The organism is Streptosporangium saharense, from assembly GCF_014203715.1.
Classification (GTDB): Bacteria; Actinomycetota; Actinomycetes; order Streptosporangiales; family Streptosporangiaceae; genus Streptosporangium; species Streptosporangium saharense.
Genome location: NZ_JACHJP010000001.1, coordinates 1,303,198 through 1,322,505, shown reverse-complemented (window position 1 = coordinate 1,322,505; position 19,308 = coordinate 1,303,198). Strand labels below are relative to the sequence as shown.

Here is a 19,308-nt window from a genome sequence, read left to right as displayed (position 1 = left end):
GCCCAACTGCTGCCCCGGCGTCACCACCGCGCCCTGATCGACCCGTTCGAGCCCGCCCACCCGCAAGCCCACGCCTCCCGCGCCAGAAACGCATCTCCAAGGCCTCGCGCACTCGCCCAGGAGCACACCTTCCCCTCCAAGGCACACCCTCTCCGCGCCACGAACACGCCTCTTCATCCAAGAACGCCCCTGGCCACGAACGCTCCGCCCAGGAGACACGGCCTGCGGAAAGGACCACCACCCCGGAATACACCGATTGCCAAACGGAGGACAGCTCCGTATCGTTGCGCACATAAAGCGGAGCAGCGCTCCGAATAACCCACACGGCCTCCCTCAAAAGGCCGTCCCCCGGAGGGAAGCGATCGTGACCGTGGAAGAGACACGTCGGAGACTGGGCCGGTTCGGCGTCTGGATATCCCCGCCCATCCTGCTGAAGACCCCCATCAGCGTGCAGCGCGAGCAGTTCGCCCGCGTCGAACGGCTCGGCTACGGCTCGCTGTGGAGTGGCGAACCTCCGGCGGACAGCCCCGGTGCCGGGCGTGAGGTGTTCACCCAGCACGCCGTGATGCTGGCCGCGACCGAACGAATCGTCGTCGGGACCGGTGTGGCGAACATCCGGACGCGCGACCCCCTCGCCACGCACAGCGGTGCCGCCACCCTCGCCGAGGCCTACCCCGGACGGTTCGTCCTCGGACTCGGCGGGCACGGCGGCGACCGCCCGCTACGCGTCCTGCGGGACTACCTGGAGGCGATGGAGACCGCCGCCACGACGGTGCTGCCCGAGATCGACTATCCCCGCGTCCTGGCCGCCCTGGGACCCCAGGCGCACCGGCTCGCCGTCAACCGCACCGACGGCGTGCACCCGTTCCTCCAGCCGGTCGAACACACCGCGATCGCACGCGAGCACCTGGGGTCCGACAAGCTGCTGATCCCCCACCAGGCGGTCGTCCTGGACACCGACCCCGTGTCGGCCAGGGCCCGGATGCGCGCCCTGACCCCGGCCCGGTTCCGCGACGTCGAGACCCCCTACACCGTCAACTACAGGCGCCTGGGCTACGGGGACGACGACCTCGCGGGCGAACGCAGCGACCGGCTCATCGACGCCATCCTGGCCTGGGGAGACGAGACAGCCGTCGCCACGAGGCTCAACGCCCACCTGGAGGCGGGCGCCGACCACGTCCTCGTACATCCCCTGACAGCAGACCTGGTCTCCGCCGTAGATCAGCTCGAACGCCTCGCCCCCCTGCTCACCGCCCACCCCAACGCGACAAGTCCCGGTGAGGACCTCCCGACCGAGTCGAGCCCCCGGAGGTAGTACTCGCACCAAGAACGTTCCCGAACAGGCCGATCACCGAGACCGTGACGAACCCCGGCCCCCTGTCCGTCAGCACCCCCGCCACGTGAGGTGAACGAGCACACAGGGGCTACACGGGAACCAGGATCAGACGATCGGGGGGCGGCCGAGGCGGAGCATGCGCCAGGCGGTCTTCCAGCCCATCGGGCGGCGTTCGCCCGCGGGCTCGCGCACTCCCTCGGTGAAGCCGGTGAACCAGGCGCGCAGCGCCTGACGGGAACGCTCCCTGAGCAGGGTGAGAACGATCCAGTTGAGGAGGTAGAACCCCGCCAGCGGCCAGGGGAGGTTGCGCCGGGCCAGCCAGACGCGGTTCCTGGCGTTGAGACGGTAGAAGTCCGCGTGCCGGGTCGGCGGGACCTGCGGGTGGTACATGACCGTCTGCGCGTCGTACTCGATGCGGTAGCCCTCACCCAGCAGCCGCCAGGCCAGGTCGGTCTCCTCGTGGGCGTAGAAGAAACGCTCGGGGAGGCCGCCGACCTGGAGGAAGGCGGAGCGGCGGATGGCGCAGGCGCCACCGAGGAAGGTGGTGACCGGGGAGGACCGCTCGGGGTCACCCGCGCGCAGACGCGGGACGTGGCGGCGCTGCCCGACGCCGCCCTCGGGGTCCATCACGCGGAAGGAGACGACCGCCAGGTCGGGCTCGGTCGAGAAGCGCTCGCGCAGGTGGGAGACCACGTTGGTCTCGCCGTACCAGCCGTCGTCGTCCAGGAAGAGGACCACGTCGCCCGAGCACTCCTCGACGCCGCGGTTGCGGCCCGCCGGGATGCCGGTGTTGTGGCTGAGCCGGACGGTCCTGATCGAGGCCGCCGATCCCGCGGGCACGGCGATCGGCAGCTCGGGCACGTCCGCGCCGTTGCCGACGATGACGATCTCGACATCGCCGTCGACCTGGTTCAGGGCCGACTCGACGGCCCGGGCCAGCTCGGGGACCCGGTTGCCCATGGTGAGGATGACGCACGAGATCTTCAACGCGTCATCGCCTTGACGCGTCGAGAGCACGTGCGGGGCATACTTTCATGATCACCGAGTCTGCTGGGTGGGGCAATGCTGGCTTCAGTACAACTTCCTGATTTACCGGGAAATAAGCGTATCGGAACCTCTGGCGAACACCCACCAAACAGCGGGATGTCCGCACCTACGACGCGCCGAAACGTTATCCGGTTCCTCACGAAAGCCGCCTGGAGGCCAGAATGCTCACCAGGTGCAGCGCCGTCTGCAGCACGGCGACCACCACGCAGGCGACCATGAGCACCCGCGTCGCGGCCAGACCGCCACTGAGGGCGTCCCACAGCGCCGCGAGCACCACGATCAGGGATAGCTCGACCGCCTGCACGAGCCGGTGGAACTTCAGCGCCGCCGCGGCCCTGCGGGCCAGGCCCAGGCCCCGCGACCGGAACTGCTCCGCCGAGCTCTCCGTCGCCGCGACCAGGCCCGAGCGGGCCCGAGCCACGTCCACCAGGTCGGTCTCCGCCTTGATCAGGATGGCGCCGAGCGCCGCGGCGAAGCCCAGCACCGTGTACCAGTCCGGCAGGACCTCTGAGGCTCTGAAGCCCAGCCCGATGAGCAGGGCGGCCTCGGCGAAGTAGTGGCCGACCCGGTCCAGGTAGACGCCGGTGATCGAGGTATGGCCCGTCCACCTGGCCAGCTCCCCGTCGGAACAGTCGAGCAGCAGGTAGAGCTGGACGAGCAGGGCGGCGACGACCGCGGCCCAGAACCCGGGCACCGTGAGCACCACGCCCGCCAGCAGCCCGGTCAGGATCATCAGCCAGGTGGTCTGGTTGGGGGTGATCGGCGTCTTGGCGAGGAACCAGGTGACGTAGATCGACAGCTTGCGCATGTACAGCGAACCGGCCCAGTGCTCGCCGCTGTTACGGCCCATGGTCGACTGCGGCTGGGCGACCGCGCGGAACTCAGCGACCGACGGCCCGGCCATAGTCCCTCACCCGCTCGCGAATCTCCGGCTCCGAAAGGCGCAGGTGTTCCAGGATCGTGTAGCGCCCTGGGCGGGTCGAGGGCGCCAGCATGACGGCCTCGGTGAACTGCTCCTCGGTCAGTCCGGCGTCGCCGGGGGTGACCGGAAGCTCGTGCCCGCGCAGACACTCGACGACCTGGTTGAGTCTCCGCGAGTCCTCGCGGAGGAAGAAGCAGAAAGCCGCACCGATCCCGGCGAGCTCGCCGTGGTTGGAGGTGCCGGGGAAAAGCTGATCCACGGCATGCAGGATCTCATGGTCTCCGCCACTCGAAGGACGGGATGACCCGGCGATGACCATCGACATCCCCGACAGGATGAGCGCCTCGGCCAGCACGGTCAGGAAGGCGTCGGACTCGATGGAGTCGGTCCTGCCGATCACCGCCTCGGCCGCGGTGCGGGCCATCGCGCAGGCCACGCCGTCGATCGGCTCACCCCGCTCGGCGTTGCCGAGCTGCCAGTCCTCGATCGCCGACAGGTTGCTCACCACGTCGCCGACCCCGGAGCGGACCAGGGAGGCGGGCGCGTCGTGCACGAAGTCGAGATCGACCACGATGGCCAGCGGCATGGGCACCCCGAAGGAGCCCTTGCCGCCGTCGTGGGTCAGCGAGGCGACCGGCGAGCAGATGCCGTCGTGCGACAGGTTGGTGGCCACCGCGACCATGGGGATCCCGGCGAGCGACGCGGCGTACTTGGTCGCGTCGATCGTCTTGCCCCCGCCGATGCCGACCAGCGCCTCGTAGGCGCCCTTGCGCAGGTCGGCGCCGAGCGAGACCGCCGCGTCGACGGAACCGTCCGCCACCCGGAAGACCCGGGCCTCACCGAGCGAGGGGGCGATGACCGAGGCGATCCGGTCACCCTGTCCCGCCCCGACGGCCACCGCGACCCGCCCCGAGGTCGCCACCCTGCTGTCGGCCAGCAGCGTGCCGAGCTGGGCGACCGCGCCCCGCCGTACCTCCATGGTCAGGGGGACGGGGAGCATCCTGGCTAGTATCGGCACGCGATCTCCCGCGCCTTGGCGAGGTCGTCGTGGTTGTCCACCTCGACCCATGGGACGTCCCCGATCGGGGCGACGGCGATCTTCTCGCCGCGGGTGACCAGCTCCTGGTAGCCGTCCTCGTAGTACAGCTGCGGGTCGCGCTCGAAGGTGGCCCTGAGGGCGTCGGCGAGGCGCTCGGCGGCACCGGGGCGGATCAGCGTCGCGCCGATGTACTCACCGGCGGCACCGGCCGGGTCCATCAGCTTCGTGATCAGCTTCAGGTGGCCGTCGTCGTCGAGGGTGACCTTCATCTCCTCGTCGGCGAGCTTCTTGACGTTGTCGACCGCGAGCAGGATGTCACTGGTCACGGGCGCCGACAGCAGCGTCTCCTCGACGGAGGCCGGGTGCACGGTGTCACCGTTGACCAGGAGGACCCCCTGGTCGAAGTGGTCGCGGGCGCACCACAGGGAGTAGGCGTTGTTCCACTCCTCGGCCTTGTCGTTGTGCACGAGGGTGAGCTTCACACCGTGCCGCCGCTCCAGCTCGGCCTTGCGCTCGTGTACGGCCTGCGCCTGGTATCCGACGACGACCACGACGTCACGGAGGTCGGCGGCGGCGAGGTTCCGCAGCGAGATGTCCATGATCGTGGTGTCACCGTCAACCGGCACGAGCGCCTTGGGCAGCGTGTCGGTGTACGGCCGCAGGCGTCGTCCGGCCCCGGCGGCCAGCACCATTCCCAGCAACGTGCACTCCTCATCCAAGTGAGCCCCTCGACGGGCACTCCTGGTCCCAAAGGTTAGTTGCCTTCAGGCCTTGATCGTGTAATCGGAGGTTTGCCGGGTGTTCTCAATCGTGCGCCTCCAGGTCGACCGCGTCCGCCCCGGCACGGGGTACGGCCAGCCAGCAGGTGAGGCTCTCCCACCCGAACAGCCCCCACAGGTACAGCGCCAGAAGGGCGAAGACCAGCGTGACCTGCCCGGTGAACCCACCGAGCGCGACCAGCAGCATCCGGCCATCCCAGCCGAGCCCGAAGGTCGCCAGCCACTGCGGCGGATAGACGCGCTGCCGCAGGCGGTAGACAAGATCATAGTGGTGGAACGCCATCGCGCCGAGCAAGGTGAAGATCAACCAGGGCGGCACGTCGTGGGCGAACCCCACGGAGGCCACGAAGCCGTACTCCGTCAGGCGCAGGATCGGCGGCACCAGCCAGTCGAGGCGGCCGTCGTGCGGGTGGGAGCTGCCGGGCCCCGCGAGCAGCAGCGCCACGGCGGGGGCCAGCACGGCCAGCCCGTCGGTGCCCGCGACCCCGACCAGCAGCAGCACCCCGGTCACGAACGTGCCGACCAGCACGGGCGGCAGCGGCGGCAACTGCCCGACGACCAGTGCGCCCATCGCCCGCGACAGCACCCCGTCGTCGCGGTAGGCGACCACGTTGCCGCGCGGCACCGGCGTCATGTGGACGGTGACCATGATCCCCCTCTCACCGGCTCAACGACCTGGCGACCCGACCGGAAAGTGTGTAGAGCAGGGCGACCGACCCCCAGGTCAGCAGCGCGAGGAACGTCACCCGCGCGTCGAAGAAGGCAGCGGTCACCGCGATCAGCGCCATCCGCTCCCCGATCGGCAGCACGATGATCTTCTTCAGCCAGCGGGTCGGGGAGTCCCGCTCAAGACGGCGCGAGAGCCGTACGACCCAGTTGCCCTGCCCGCCCTGCCGCGCGGGCGCCTGCGCGGGTGGAGTCACCGGCCCGTACGGCTCGCGGCCCCGGCGCCGGGGGGCCTCCGCGGCGACGGCCACGTCGCTCCTGGCGGTCAGCGAGCCCGCGACCCCGGCCCAGGCGTGGCCCGCCCGTTCGGCGTCCACCCTGGCGCCCGCGTAGGAGAAGTCGACGGTGTGCCGCAGCGTCTGCAGGATCAGCACCCCGACGGCCAGCGGCCAGACGCCCTCCCCCGCGTAGCCCAGGGCCAGCCCCACGTAGACGACGTACTCCTTGACCCGGTCGAAGGTGGCGTCGAGCCAGGCGCCGAGCGGCGAGAACTGCCGGGTGTAGCGGGCGAGCTGACCGTCGACGCAGTCGAGCACGAACGACAGGTACACCAGCACGGCCCCGGTGACCAGCGCGGGCCTGGTGCCCGCGGAGAACCAGACGGCGGCCAGTACGGCCAGGCCGACCGAGACACCGGTGACCGCGTTGGGCCGCAGGCCGAGCATGGCGGCGACCCTGACCACGTGCCTGGACCACGAGCTGACGAAGAAGGTGGCGAAGAAGCCGTCGTCGGACTTGATCGCCGCGTCCAGCCGGGCGTCGGACTCGTCCACCTCGCCGAGGCGCCGCAGGGCCGTGTCCGCCTCCTCCTGCGTCGTCACCCGGTCGCAGCGCAGCCGCCCGAGCCCGACGGCCCGTACGGCGACGCCGGAGCGCAGCAGGCCGGACAGCAGCAGTTCGCCCGCCTCGGCGCCGTCCATCGCGCCGAACCTGCCGACCTCGGCGAGGTCGGCCAGCGTCTCGGCGGTCGCCGCCAAGGCAAGCAGGTCGTCGGCACCGACCTGGAAGGCGCCGCGGAAGGAGCCGTTGGGCCCCTCGACGTCGTGGAAGGAGGTCCCCGCCGACGTGACCAGCCCCCTGTCGATCCTGACGGGCGGGTTCGCCTCGTCCTTGGCGACCAGGGCGCCGGTGTCACGTCCTGGGCGTTCGAGCAGCAGCGCCAGCGCCTCGGTGTGGGCCACGAGGTTCCCGGCGAGCACCGCGACCGGGCCGGTGGCCGTACGGGCGACGCCCGCGACCCTGCGCAGGTCGTCCGCCAGGCCGCCCGAGCCCTCCGAGCCGATCATGTAGGCGCCGCCGGGGGCGTGGATGACGTCGCTCGACCGGGTGACCACGTGCACGTCCCCGGTGGACAGCCCGGCGAGCTGGCCGGTCAGCCGGTCGAGCAGGGTGCCGCTCCTGCCGCGCAGGCGGGCGGCGTCCGTCGTGGCGAGCACGACGGTGGCCGTCCTCGGCGCGGGCGCGGGGTCGTTGAAGGAGCCACCGGAGGGGTCGTCCGGGGGAACCTCCGAGGGGACGGAGGCATCGGGATCGGGCAAGAGGAGCTCCTTCGTATCCGACGGCTTCGCCGTACGAATCGGGGAGTGCCCACTTAGCGTAGCGAGATCTTGACCGCGTAGCACGGGACCGCGACCCGGGATCGGACGGCCAGCCGTTACGCTCGCCGTATCCAGACCGTTGGAGGATGCAGACCTTGACCGCTCTTGAACCACGCCCGCACACCGTCGGGGTCCTCCTGGCCGGCGGGGTCGGCAGGCGGGTCGGGCTCGACACCCCCAAGCAGCTCGTCGAGATCGCGGGCAGGACGATCATCGAGCACACGCTGACCGTGTTCCAGGACGCGCCGGAGATCGACGAGATCCTCGTGCTGATGACGCCGGGCTACACCGAGGACGTGGAGCGCCTCGTCGCCGCCGGGGGGTTCACGAAGGTCAGCGCGGTCATCGAGGGCGGCGCCAGCCGTACCGAGACCACCTGGCGGGCGTTGCAAGCCTTAGAGGGGCGCGAGTGCGACGTGCTGCTGCACGACGCCGTACGGCCGCTGCTCGAACCGGGCATCATCACCGGGTGTGTCGAGGCGCTGCGGACCCACCGGGCCGTTGAGGTCGCGATCCCCACCTCCGACACGATCGTGGTCGTCGAGCGGAGGCCGGACGGGGAGGTCGTCCGCGAGGTGCCCAACAGGGCGGCGCTGCGGCGCGTGCAGACCCCGCAGGGGTTCCGCCTCTCGGTGATCCGGGAGGCCTACGAGCGGGCGTTCGCCGACCCCGGCTTCGCCGACCGGCCGCCGACCGACGACTGCGGCGTCGTGCTGCGCTACCTGCCGGAGGTGCCGGTCCACGTCGTGCCGGGCAGCGAGCACAACATGAAGGTCACCCACCCGGTTGACGTGTTCATCGCCGAGCGCCTGTTCCAGCTCGCCGCGTACGGCCGGGCCCTGCGCGGCAGGACGATGGTGGTCTTCGGCGAAGGCGCGGCGGTGGCGGAGCTGGCGGAGCGGCACGGCGCCGTGGTGTTCTCCTTCCCCACGACCGCGGCCCGGGTGGAGGACGCCCTGGCCCACGCCGCCAAGGAGAGCGGCGGCGTCGACTACGTCGTGAACGCGGCCGAACCACCGCCAACCGGCACCCTGGACGAGACCGACGGCGCCGTGCTCGCGGAAGCCCAGCTCGGTCCAGTCAACGTCGCCAGGGCCGCCCTGCCGTACCTCCGCGAAAGCCGGGGTCACCTGCTGTTCCACACCGCCTCGCCGTACGGCACGCTGCGCTCCGTGCAGCGGGCGACAGTGGTCGCGCTGACCCAGGCGCTGGCCGAGGAGTGGGCGGCCGACGGGGTGCGCGTCAGCTGTCTGGTCCCCGAGCCCGAGGGACCGGCCCCCTCGCGGGAGGACGTCGCCCGCGCCGCGCTCGACGTCCTCGTCTCCGGGCCGGGCGGCCGGGTGACCACCGTGCGCACGGGCCGTACCGGAACCTGAGGGCTCAGCCCTTGGGCGGCTTGGCCAGCCTGCGCGGGCTCGTCAGGAAGCCCCAGCCCCACGACATGTGCATGGTCGTGTAGACCAGCGGCAGCCTGAGCAGGACGGAGGCCGGCAGTCCGCTGCCGGTGAGCGCGGACCCGGCGAGGATCGCCGCGAGATAGCCACCGGGCAGCAGCAGGCCGGGCCAGAAGAACGGCGAGACGACCAGGCCGAGGACGATGGCCAGCACCGCGGCGGGCGGCGCCAGATAGCGCATGTTGATGGTGCCCTCGTGGGTGCGGGCGACCACCCTGCGCCAGCGGCCGTAGTGGAAGTACTGCTTGGCCAGCGCCTTGATGGACGGTCTCGGCCGGTAGGAGACGCGCATCCTGGGCTGGAACCACACCAGGCCGCCCGTCTCGCGGATGCGGTGGTTCATCTCCCAGTCCTGCGCCCGCTGGAAGTGCTCGTCGTAGCCGCCGACGCGTTCGAGCGCCTCCCTGCGGAAGACCCCGAGGTAGACCGTGTCCGCGGGCCCGGCGGTTCCGCCGGTGTGGAACCTCGCCCCGCCGACGCCGATCTTGGAGGTCATGGCGCGGGCGACGGCCTGCTCGAAGGGCGTGACGCCCTCGGCCGCCATGACACCGCCGACGTTGTCGGCCCCGGTCTCCTCAAGGGTCTCGACCGCGACCTTGAGGTAGTCCTCGGGCAGCATGGCGTGGCCGTCCACCCGGGCGACGATGCCGTTGCGCGAGGCGGCGATGGCGGCGTTGAGGGCGTTGGGGGTGCGGCCCGTCGGGTTGGGGACCACGACCACCCGCGGGTCCTCCGCGGCTATCGCGTCCGCGACCTCCTGGGTGCGGTCCTTGGAGGGTCCGATCGCGAGCACGACCTCGATCGGGCCGTCGTAACGCTGCGACAGGACCTGACGCACCGCCTCCCGCAGATGGCGCTCCTCGTTCAGCACCGGGATGACGATGGAGATGGGGGGCCAGACGCGTGTCTCGGGAGACGACGCCGGCGCGGGCGAGTCGGGGAACTGCTTCATGGCGTCGCTCACGCTACTGTACGGACGGGTACCTCATCGACCCAGCAAGCCTAGGGGGCGACGCATGCGCGAGTCGGGAGAAGAGGACTCGGGGGTGCGGGTGGGCGGCGACGCCTACGGCAAGGTCCGGGTCGCCCCCCGGCGTGAGCGCAGGTCCGCCCGGGGTGCCCGGTCGCGGCGGCGCGGACTGGTCCTGGCGGGCGCGCTCTCCTTCCTGGTGCTCGGCGCCTCGGGGACGACCTGGGCGTTCACCAACTACGTGGGCAGCCAGATCAAGTCGGTCGACGCGGGGGTGCCGGGCTCGCAGTCCACCGGGGCGATGAACATCCTGGTCGTCGGCGTGGACAAGCGCGACAACCTCAGCCGCAAGCAGCAGAACCAGCTCAAGCTGGGCCGGGAGAGCGGGCAGCGCACCGACACGATGATGGTCCTGCACCTGTCGGAGGACCACACCCGCGTCACCGTGGTCAGCCTTCCCCGCGACACCTGGACGACGATCCCCGGCCAGGGCCCGCACAAGATCAACGCGGCCTACCAGCTCGGCGGCCCGAAGCTGGCCGTGCGGACCGTGCAGAACGCCACCGGACTGACCATCAACCACTACGTCGAGGTCAACGTGCTGGGCTTCATCCAGGTCGTCGACTCTCTGGGCGGCGTTGACGTCTGCACCCCCGTCGCCATCGACGACCCGAAGACCGGGCTCAAGCTCGACGCGGGCAACTACTCCCTCGACGGCACCAAGGCGCTGTCCTACGCCCGCACCCGGGCAACCGCCCGCTCCGACCTCGACCGCATCGACCGTCAGCAGCAGGTCATCTCGGCCCTGCTGCAGCGGGCGCTGAGCGGCGGCACGCTGGCCAACCCGGTCAAGCTCAGCGCGTTCGTCAACAGCACCCTCGGCACGCTCAGCGTGGACGACGCGCTCCGCAAGGACCTGCTCGGCCTGGCCGACCAGCTCAAGAACGTCTCGACCGACGACGTCTCCTTCGCGACGGTCCCGCTCGCCAACGTCGACTACAAGACGCCGACCGGCGAGTCCGCCGTGCTGTGGGACAAGGAGGCGGCGGCCGAGCTGTTCCGAAGGATCGCCGCCGACGACCCGCTCACCAAGCCCGCCAAGCCGACGGCCAGCCCGTCCGCCACGCCGTCCGCGAGCCCCTCGAACACCCCGTCCGCGAAGCCGTCGGCGACGCCGCTGACCGTGCCGCCGTCGCGGATCGCCGTCAGGGTGCTCAACGGCACCCTCATCAGGGGCCTGGGCGCGCGCACCAGGAACGACCTGCTCAGGGCGGGCTTCCTGGTCCCCCAGCCCGCCGGTGACACGCGCGAGCGCGACCACGACAAGACCCTCGTCCGGTACGGCCCCGGCCGCGAGGACTCCGCGCGCACCCTGGCCGCCGCGCTGCCGGGGGTGGAGCTCCGCGAGGTCGAGGATCTCGGCGACCGGATCGAGGTGGTCGTCGGACAGCGCTACCCCGGGGTCAAGAAGGTCACCGTCACGACTCCCTCGGCGACCCCGTCCGCGAGTCCCACGGCGAGCGACCTCCCCGAAGCCAGGACCGCGACGGAGAACATCTGCAAGAAGTGAGATCGGCGCCTCCCCGGGCAGGGAACCCGGTACGGAGGTGATGGTCATGACGGTTTTCGAGGTTCGTAGCTGGCGCAGGGGGCCGTGCGTCGTGGTCCGGGCGGCGGGAGAGCTGGACATGGCGGTGGCACCGCGTCTCGACGTGGAGATAGGCCTCGCTCTCGACCTGGCCGAGTGCCCCTGCCTGGTGCTCGACCTGACCGAGGTCCCCTTCTGCGACTCGGTCGGGCTCGGGGTCCTGGTCGGCGCGCTCACCCGCGTCAGGGACGCCCACGGCCGCCTCATCCTGGTCGTACGGCCCGGCATGGTCGCCCGCCTGCTGACGATCACCAACCTCGACCGGTACTTCGAGACCCGTGGCAGCCTGCGGGAGGCCCTGGCCGCCGCCTGACCCCCTGCCGGGCATAACGATCAGGGCACGCGGTAACCCGGGTAAGGGGCCGGACACGTCACCTGGTCGTGGAATTGCTCCGGCACGACGTCCAGGCCGCCACCGAACGGCGCATGGCCAGGATGATCATCTACTCCAGGGCGGGCACGACGGCGTTCCTGCTGGTCCCGCTGGTCTCCTGGGACCGGCTCGCCCTGCCCTGGGCGGCGGTCTGCGTGGCACTCCTGGCGGCCGTCGAGGCCGTGTGGTTCGCGGTCAGGGCGTGGCGCGGCGGCACCCTGCACGACCCGGCGCTCGTCTGGGCGGACGTCCTGGTGAGCGTGGTCGTGATGACGGTCGGCTCGCGGGCCGCCCTCCCCCACGAGCGCAACGTCGTCCTGACGGCCCTGCTGCCCTTCTGTCTCGCCACCTCCGCGGTGCTCGGCTTCGGTTTCGGCTGGAGCCGCAGGGCCGTGGCCTCGGTGGCCGTGCTGGCCGCGGCGTGGACGGTCTCCATCTACCCCAACCTCACCCAGAAGCTGGTGTCCGACCTGCTGGGCTTCACGCTGTGGTTCCTGATCGCGGTGCTGATCGGCAGGGAGCTGCGTGACCTGGCGGGCCAGACCGTGCTGGCGCAGCGGCTCGCCGAGGAGCGCCAGGAGCTGCTCGCCGAGTACAAACGACGTCAAGAAGCGATGCGCCAGCGCGAGTCGGCCCACCGGGCGATCCACGACGACCTGCTGCCGATCGTCGAACGGGTCGCGGGCAGCCCGTCGCTCGACCCGCCGACCGCCCGCGCCGCCCGCAGGGCCGCCCAGCGGGCCAGGCGGTTCATCACCGACGAGCACGCGACGGCGTTCGCCGACCTGATGGCCGAGGTCGCCGAGAGCGCCGCCGACCTGGGCCTCGAACTCACCCACGTGCTGCGCGTCCACCACGATCCGCCCCCCGAGGTCGGCGAGGTGCTCGCCTCCGCCGCCCGCGAGGCGCTGAACAACGTGGCAAGGCACGCGGGCGAGCCCAAGGGCGTGCACCTGTACGCGGCGGCGGCCGACGACGGCGTGACGGTCGTCGTGCGCGACCGGGGCCGCGGCCTGCCCGAGGGTCCGGTACGGCGGGGCGGCGGGATGTCGCGCAGTTTCGCCGCCGTCGAACGGCACGGCGGGAGCTGGACGATCGAACGTCCCCCCGGCGGCGGCACCAAGGTCGTCCTGCGCTGGCCGGAGGGCCGGGAGTGAGCGAAAGACTGGTCGGGATCGTCGACGACCACCCGATCGTGTCCTATCCCCTGGCCGACGCCCTGCGCCGTGCCGGGCACACGGTGCTCGAACCGGTCACCGCCGTGGAGTCCCTGCCGAAGGGCGGTCCGGGGAGCGTGGCCGTCTGCGACTGCTCGCTCCCCGAGGGCCGCTCCGGCGCCGACGCCGTCGCCTACCTGGCCTCCAGGGGCTGGCGGGTGGTGGCCACCTCCGGGGTCGCCGGCCGTACCCAGGTGCTCGACGTGATCGCCGCGGGGGCCTGGGGATACGTGGAGAAGCGCTTCACCACCCACGCGGAGTACGTCCACGCGGTCGGCCTGGTCGGCGCGGGCCGTCACCATGTCTCCCCGCTGCTCGCCGCCCTCCTGCTCGACGACGCCACGGCCCGTCCGCTGGGCGCGGGCGACCTGTCGGTCCTGCAACGTACGGCGCTGCGCGCGCTGGCCGAGGGCGACGGCCCCGAGGAGGTCCTGGCCGTGACCGGGGCCGACGAGGCCGCGCTTGAGGCCGCGCTCGCCGGGGCGTTCGCCCTGACCGTCCGCCGCCGCAGGGTCAACCGCCTGTCCCCCCGCGAGCTCGACGTGGTCGCCGTCGTCGGCTGCCGGGGCCTCGGCCTGAAGGAGACCGCCAGGGAGCTGGGGATCAGACCGGGCACCGTCGCTGACCACCTTGAGGCGGTCAAGCGGAAGTACCTGGCCTCCCATCCCGGGGAGAGGGACCTCTCTCCCCGCGCCGCGGCGCTGCGCTGGGCGATGGAGCTGCGCCTGTGCTGATCCTGCCGCCCTCCCTCACCCCGGCGGCATCCCCATGTTTGGGGATGGCCGTCCGTGGAGTGGCCACGCCAAAATCCCCCTTGGGGGTCCGCCCTTTCCGTCAGGAGCACACAACATGCGCACACGCGTCATCACGTCCACCCTCGCCGGTGCCGCACTGATCGCCGCGGCACTCCCCTCTCCCGCCACCGCGAGCACGGCCGACAGGTCGGGTACGGCTCGCGCCTCCGTCGGCTACAACGTCGTCATCGCGGGCACCGTCAGCGGCAGGAGCTTCCGGCGTTCCGCCACGCTCGTCCTGCGCAGCACCGTCACCCGTGTCACCACCAACGGCGTCAACCCCGTCGACGTCTGTCTGAAGTCGGGCTTCCCCGGCGGAGCCCCGCAGGTCGGCGCCATCTGGTACGGCAGCAACTCGGCCTGCTTCCGCAGCACCGCCGCCCTCGACATGACCTACGTCAGGACCAACGGCAACACCGCGACCGTCTCCCCCGACAGCCGGATCAGCGCCTCGGGCTCGAACAACTTCACCGCGACCGGCAGCCTCACGAGCTGCATCTACTTCCCCACCGAGGGCGGCGCCTCCTACACCTTCCACAACGACGGCACCGTCTCGGGACGGATCTCGATCCGCGGCTTCGGGGGCTACCCCTGCGGCTACTCCACCTACAACGCGACCCTGTCCGGGCGCCGGGGCTGACCCCCCGGGTGGATCTTCCCCTCGCTCTCGCCAAGGGGAAGATCCACCCGGCTTCGGGTAAACCGCCACCGCGTCTGCTCACCTGCCCGGCATCGCCGGTCCACTTGTTCATCAACTCCGCGTCACAAGCCGCAGTCAGCTTGGAATCGTAGGTCATCCCTCCGAACCGAGGAGACCCATGTTCCGACGACTCGGCCTCTTCACCGCCACCGTGGTCGCCCTGGTGACGGTGCCCGTCCCGGCCTCCGCCGTACAGCCCGTGAGCGTCGTCGCCCACCGGGGGGCGTCGGCGTACGCGCCGGAGAACACCCTCGCGGCCTTCGAACTGGCCCGCGACCAGCGCGCCGACCTGTTCGAGCTCGACGTCCAGGAGAGCAAGGACCACGAGCTGGTCGTGGTGCACGACACCACCCTGACCCGCACCACCGACGCCGAGCGGGTCTTCCCCGGCCGGTCGCCGTGGCGGGTCAGGGACCTCACCCTCGCCGAGATCCGCAGGCTGGACGCGGGCTCGTGGTTCGCCGCGAAGTACCGGGACGAGCGCGTGCCCACCCTCGCCGAGGCGCTGCGCGCGATGGACGGCGGCGGCCTCGGCCTGCTGCTCGAAGTCAAGGCGCCGGAGCTGTATCCGGGCATCGAGGAGCGCGTCGCCGACGAACTGCGGCGCAACCCCGCCTGGCTGACCCCGGGACGGCTCGTCGTGCAGTCGTTCGACTGGGACTCGATGCGGACGTTCCACCGTGTCATGCCCCAGGTCCCGGTCGGCCTGCTCGGCACGCCGCCCGTCTCCCGCCTCGCCGAGCTGTCGGGCTTCGCCCGTCAGATCAATCCGCCGTACGGTGACCTCACCCCCGGCTATGTCAGGAGTGTCCACGAGCACCGCATGGAGGTGTTCACCTGGACCGTCGACAGCCAGGAGGCGATGCGCCGCGTGATCTCCCAGGGGGTCGACGGCGTCATCACCAACCGGCCCGACGTGCTGCGCGAGGTGGTCTCCCTCCCCCAACGCCGGGCCACGACCTCCTCCAAACAGCGCCGGGCCACGTCCTCACTCAAACGGCGCGGGGCCGTACCCGCAGCGTCGCGACCAGCACGGCCAGCGTCGCGACCGAGGTGACGCAGATCGCCAGCGTCATGGACAGCGCGCTCGCGCCCGCCAGGGAGACCAGCGGCGGCACCGCGGCGCCGAGGAGGAACTGCAGCACCCCCAGCATCGCCGAGGCCGTCCCGGCCCGCTCGCCGTGCGGCGTCATGGCCAGCGCGTTGGTGTTCGGCATGACCATGCCGATGCTTGAGACCGCCAGGAACAGGCCGGGCAGCAGGCCGTACAGACCCCAACCGGCGAGCACCCCGGCGAGCGCCGCCAGCGATCCGACCAGACCGGCCACGAGCCCCGCGCCCAGCATGCCGCGTGCGCCGTACCGGCCGACCAGGAGACCGTTGACGTTGCCGCCGATCACGATCCCGACGGAGTTGGCCGCGAAGATCGCCGAGAAGAGCTGCGCGCTCACCCCGTAGTTCTCCTGCAGCACGAACGGGCTGAGCGTGATGTAGAGGAAGAGCGAGCAGCCCGCCAGCGCCGACACCAGCGCGTACCCGGCGAAGACCCGGTCCCGCACGAGCACCGTGAACTGCCGTCCCGTCTCGCGCAGCCCGCCGGTGTGCCGTGCCTGCTCGCCGAGCGTCTCCGGCAGGGTGAGGCCCACCAGGAGCAGCAGCACGCCGATGACGGCGAGCGCGACGAACATGCCCCGCCAGTCGGTGAAGCGGGCAAGCTGGCCCCCGGCGAGCGGGGCGACCACCGGCGCCAGGCCACCCACCAGCATGAGCAGCGAGAACACCTTCGCCGCCTCGTCGCCGTCGAACAGGTCGCGGACCATGGCCCTGGCGATGACCAGTCCGGCCGCCCCGGCAAGACCCTGGATCAGACGGAAGCCGATCAGCGACCAGATGCCGGGGGCGACCGCGCACAGCACCGAGGCCACCGCGTACGTCGCGACGCCCAGCAGGAGCGGACGGCGACGGCCGATCCGGTCGCTGATCGGGCCCGCCAGGAGCTGGCCGAGCGCCAGCCCGACCATGCACATCGACATGGTCATCTGGGCCAGGGCGTCGGTAGTCCGCAGCGCCTTGCCCAGCTCGGGCAGAACCGGCAGGTAGAGGTCCATCGACAGCGGGCCGAAGGCCGACAGGGCGCCGAGCGTGGCCAGCACCCGCACCTTGCGGAACCCGGACAGCGCGACGGGCCGTTCGACGACCGTCATCGCGTCCGCCCTCCTTGATACCGTCCGTCCCGGTCCGGGGTGCCGACTGGGCCGAGGTCCATGGATCTCCTTCCGGTTCGCGCGCACGGAGCCGTCGAGACCCCGGGTACGGAACGACAGCCACGAACCAGTATCACGACGCCGATTCCCCCGATTCCCACCGGGTCCGGTCGTATAGGACATTTGCTGCGATGTCCTACATAGTGGGACCGTACGGCAGGGCGCTGTGAGGCTCTACGTAACAGGACGAAGGGGAGGCCGGCTGTGGCACGGGAACTGAGGCTGGACGAGGCGCGGGCGATGGCGGAGGCCGCGCTGGCCCACGCCGCCCAGGACGACCTGCGGGTCAGCGTCGCGATCGTCGACGCCCTGGGCAGGGACGTCCTCGTCGTCCGTGGCGACGGGGCCACCTGGTTCACCCCCGAGGTCGCCCGCTGCAAGGCCCGTACGGCGGCCGCCTTCCGCCGCGACAGCGCCGACGTGACCGCCCTCAGGGAGAACTACCCCGACGTGTTCGACCTGGCGGGCGACCAGCTCCCCTTCCGCCCGACCACCCTGCCGGGGGGCCTCCTCCTCGAACACGACGGCGACCTCCTCGGTGCCATAGGCGTCAGCGGCGCCACCCCCATCCAGGACGTCCAGTGCGCCAAAGCGGGCATCACCGTCCTCACCACCGCCTGACCGTCCTCACGCGCTCTCCTCGGAGACGGTCAGCAGGTTTGCGGGGTCGGCCGTTGGCCGGGGGTCGGCGAGGTCGTGGGCGGAACGGATCAGCCAGACCATGTTCACGGCCTCGGCCACCGCCAGGACTCCGTATACGGCCTCCCCGTCCGTGAAGAGCCTGACCAGGGGCAGGAGAGCGGGCAGCAGCAGGGCGGCGACGCCGTACAGGACGGTGGTCAGCCGCCAGCGACCGTCCATCCGCTGGGCCCGCAGGACCAGCATCACCCAGACGAGCGTCGCCAGGCCGTAGATCGCCTCGATCTCGCCGGGCGCGCCCGGGCCGAAGAAGTCGAGCGTCTCGGCGACGATGGCGCCTCCGTACCCCACCACGCCCAGGGTCCACAAATAGTCGACCGCCTTGAAGTTGCGGGTCAGCACCGGCCGGAACGACCACACGACCGCCACCATCAGCGTGGCGTCGAGCACCGCCATCCACCAGGTCCAGGACGGCGCCAGAAAGTAGAGCGGCCAGGTCGCCGCCGTGGCGTACAGCGCCAGCCTCAGCCGCCGTTCGTCCCGGTCCAGCGCGGGCGACGGTCCCGCCAGCGGCCCACGGAGCCCCTGCCACAGCGCCCAGGCCCACACCGCCCCGGCCAGAACCAGGGAGATCACGTTCGGCCACGTCACCACCGTGACCTCCTCCACCTCCATGAAGACCGTCAACCGCCACAGCACACCGAGGTCACCGGCCGTCCAGGCGACCACGACGGCGACCACCACCGCGACAAGATAAAGGCCCACGACGAGCAGGGCGGGAACACCAAAACGATAAGGACGTAACACGCGACACTTCCCGGAATCAACAAGATCGAATGCCTAACCTTAGCGAGTCGTCGCCGCACATTTCCCTTCGGATCGAACGGCGACTACACATCCGGCTCATCACCGGCGCCGCTCCCCCTCCCCGCCCTGGCCGTACGGCCCGCACCGAACGGGAAACGCTTTCATCCGCCGGAGAACAACCAATCACCTTTTATGCGGAAATAGTCGGCGCAATATACGCCGGAATTGACTTCTACCCTCCTGGCCAGGCCGTACGCCATAATTCGGCGGCGCGAACCACCTTGACGGCACGGAACGAAAACATATTGTTATTGTGACCGCTCTTTTTAATGGGCCACTTCCCAATCAGATTCGAGCGGTTCCGTGACCAGATCGGTGCTACGGAGGAATCATGGTGAGAGTCAGATGGATCGTGGGGGCGGTGCTCGTGGCCGGCCTCGCGCTCCCGACCGCCAACGCGGTCGCGGTCAGCTCCTACGGCGGCGGCGCCCACGCGTGGGCACCCGCCCAGAACGACCCGGGAAAGATCGCGGTCAAGGACAACAGCGACGACGGCGACCCGGTGAAGGCCGAGTACTACCGGCAGAGCAGCCCGGGCACCAAGCGGACCCTCTGGAACCACAGCGGCTACCGGAGGACCGTCTACTCGGCGCACGGCTCGAAGATCATCAGGCTTCGCGCCATCGACGACAACGACTTCGCCGCCGACGACGTCGGCCCCTGGGTCGCCCCCTGACCCGAAGCCCATGACCTGGCCGGGCCGGTTCCGCCGTCCCGGCCTCCGTCTTTCAGCCTTCGGAGAGCGGCGGGAGGCACGTGGAAACCGACCGACAAGGTGACCGGGAGCCACCCTTCACAGTGGCTCCCCTCTCCCGACGCCGAGGAAGTCAGGGCCGTCTCCATCCGCGGCGGCGAAAGCGCCAAGAAGACCCTTGGGAACCGGCCCCCCTCGGCGGCGCCGTACGAACCGATCACGGGTCGCGCCCGGAGGCCGT

At 71.0% G+C, this 19,308-nt stretch carries 19 protein-coding genes; 10 read left to right on the top strand and 9 right to left on the bottom strand.

The window, feature by feature from the left end:
• Positions 1-364 precede the first annotated feature (364 nt).
• Positions 365-1,315: a TIGR03620 family F420-dependent LLM class oxidoreductase gene (locus FHS44_RS06455; protein WP_184712922.1), complete on the top strand. Its 951-nt coding sequence runs from the start codon at positions 365-367 to the stop codon at positions 1,313-1,315.
• A 126-nt stretch (positions 1,316-1,441) separates the two neighbouring features.
• Here FHS44_RS06455 and FHS44_RS06450 read toward each other — a convergent pair whose 3' ends face one another.
• The 6 genes from FHS44_RS06450 to FHS44_RS41645 all read right to left on the bottom strand — a co-directional run bounded on the left by FHS44_RS06450 (position 1,442) and on the right by FHS44_RS41645 (position 7,387).
• Positions 1,442-2,323, bottom strand: coding sequence for a glycosyltransferase family 2 protein (locus FHS44_RS06450; RefSeq protein WP_184712921.1), 882 nt, complete (start codon positions 2,321-2,323; stop codon positions 1,442-1,444).
• Positions 2,324-2,519: 196 nt separating this feature from the next.
• Positions 2,520-3,287 (bottom strand): CDP-alcohol phosphatidyltransferase family protein, encoded by a 768-nt coding sequence (locus FHS44_RS06445; protein ID WP_184712920.1) that lies wholly within the window; start codon positions 3,285-3,287, stop codon positions 2,520-2,522.
• Complete coding sequence (locus tag FHS44_RS06440; protein WP_184712919.1) at positions 3,265-4,305, bottom strand: iron-containing alcohol dehydrogenase family protein; 1,041 nt, start codon at positions 4,303-4,305, stop codon at positions 3,265-3,267. The genes FHS44_RS06445 and FHS44_RS06440 overlap by 23 nt, the downstream gene beginning before the upstream one ends.
• 5 nt (positions 4,306-4,310) lie before the next feature.
• Entirely contained in the window at positions 4,311-5,045 is a 735-nt protein-coding gene (locus tag FHS44_RS06435; protein WP_184712918.1) for a phosphocholine cytidylyltransferase family protein, read from the bottom strand.
• Positions 5,046-5,148: 103 nt separating this feature from the next.
• On the bottom strand, positions 5,149-5,772 hold the full coding sequence (locus FHS44_RS41650; RefSeq protein WP_184712917.1) for a DUF5941 domain-containing protein: 624 nt from the start codon (positions 5,770-5,772) through the stop codon (positions 5,149-5,151).
• A gap of 10 nt (positions 5,773-5,782) precedes the next feature.
• Positions 5,783-7,387 carry a CDP-alcohol phosphatidyltransferase family protein gene (locus FHS44_RS41645; RefSeq protein ID WP_184712916.1) on the bottom strand — a complete coding sequence of 535 codons (1,605 nt, stop codon included), beginning with the start codon at positions 7,385-7,387 and terminating at the stop codon, positions 5,783-5,785.
• A 155-nt stretch (positions 7,388-7,542) separates the two neighbouring features.
• Between FHS44_RS41645 and FHS44_RS06420 the strand changes: the two genes are divergently transcribed.
• A complete protein-coding gene (locus FHS44_RS06420) occupies positions 7,543-8,823 on the top strand; it encodes a bifunctional cytidylyltransferase/SDR family oxidoreductase (protein WP_184712915.1) in 1,281 nt (426 codons plus the stop codon).
• 4 nt (positions 8,824-8,827) lie between these two features.
• Here the strand turns inward: FHS44_RS06420 and FHS44_RS06415 are convergent, their stop codons facing one another.
• Positions 8,828-9,853, bottom strand: a complete 1,026-nt coding sequence (locus FHS44_RS06415; protein ID WP_184713460.1) for a glycosyltransferase family 2 protein — start codon at positions 9,851-9,853, stop codon at positions 8,828-8,830.
• A gap of 64 nt (positions 9,854-9,917) precedes the next feature.
• Here FHS44_RS06415 and FHS44_RS06410 point away from each other — a divergent pair, with 64 nt between their 5' ends.
• From FHS44_RS06410 to FHS44_RS06385, 6 genes are all read left to right on the top strand, one after another.
• Entirely contained in the window at positions 9,918-11,441 is a 1,524-nt protein-coding gene (locus FHS44_RS06410) for an LCP family glycopolymer transferase (protein WP_184712914.1), read from the top strand.
• A 46-nt stretch (positions 11,442-11,487) separates the two neighbouring features.
• Positions 11,488-11,832: an STAS domain-containing protein gene (locus FHS44_RS06405; protein WP_246435094.1), complete on the top strand. Its 345-nt coding sequence runs from the start codon at positions 11,488-11,490 to the stop codon at positions 11,830-11,832.
• 68 nt (positions 11,833-11,900) lie between these two features.
• A complete protein-coding gene (locus tag FHS44_RS06400) occupies positions 11,901-13,049 on the top strand; it encodes a sensor histidine kinase (protein WP_184712912.1) in 1,149 nt (382 codons plus the stop codon).
• Positions 13,046-13,843 carry a response regulator gene (locus FHS44_RS06395; RefSeq protein WP_184712911.1) on the top strand — a complete coding sequence of 266 codons (798 nt, stop codon included), beginning with the start codon at positions 13,046-13,048 and terminating at the stop codon, positions 13,841-13,843. The genes FHS44_RS06400 and FHS44_RS06395 overlap by 4 nt, the downstream gene beginning before the upstream one ends.
• Positions 13,844-13,958: 115 nt before the next feature.
• Complete coding sequence (locus FHS44_RS06390) at positions 13,959-14,543, top strand: hypothetical protein (RefSeq protein ID WP_184712910.1); 585 nt, start codon at positions 13,959-13,961, stop codon at positions 14,541-14,543.
• A 178-nt stretch (positions 14,544-14,721) separates the two neighbouring features.
• Complete coding sequence (locus FHS44_RS06385; RefSeq protein WP_184712909.1) at positions 14,722-15,660, top strand: glycerophosphodiester phosphodiesterase; 939 nt, start codon at positions 14,722-14,724, stop codon at positions 15,658-15,660.
• On the opposite strand, the gene FHS44_RS06380 is transcribed toward FHS44_RS06385, so the two are convergent.
• On the bottom strand, positions 15,596-16,807 hold the full coding sequence (locus tag FHS44_RS06380; protein ID WP_184712908.1) for a multidrug effflux MFS transporter: 1,212 nt from the start codon (positions 16,805-16,807) through the stop codon (positions 15,596-15,598). The genes FHS44_RS06385 and FHS44_RS06380 overlap by 65 nt on opposite strands.
• A 264-nt stretch (positions 16,808-17,071) precedes the next feature.
• Between FHS44_RS06380 and FHS44_RS06375 the strand changes: the two genes are divergently transcribed.
• Positions 17,072-17,488 carry a GlcG/HbpS family heme-binding protein gene (locus FHS44_RS06375; RefSeq protein ID WP_221460349.1) on the top strand — a complete coding sequence of 139 codons (417 nt, stop codon included), beginning with the start codon at positions 17,072-17,074 and terminating at the stop codon, positions 17,486-17,488.
• A 6-nt stretch (positions 17,489-17,494) separates the two neighbouring features.
• Here the strand turns inward: FHS44_RS06375 and FHS44_RS06370 are convergent, their stop codons facing one another.
• The gene (locus tag FHS44_RS06370) at positions 17,495-18,271 is read right to left on the bottom strand and encodes a hypothetical protein (RefSeq protein ID WP_184712907.1); all 777 of its coding nucleotides are present in this window, start codon (positions 18,269-18,271) and stop codon (positions 17,495-17,497) included.
• Positions 18,272-18,704: 433 nt separating this feature from the next.
• Between FHS44_RS06370 and FHS44_RS06365 the strand changes: the two genes are divergently transcribed.
• Positions 18,705-19,049 carry a hypothetical protein gene (locus FHS44_RS06365; RefSeq protein WP_184712906.1) on the top strand — a complete coding sequence of 115 codons (345 nt, stop codon included), beginning with the start codon at positions 18,705-18,707 and terminating at the stop codon, positions 19,047-19,049.
• Positions 19,050-19,308: the final 259 nt, after the last annotated feature.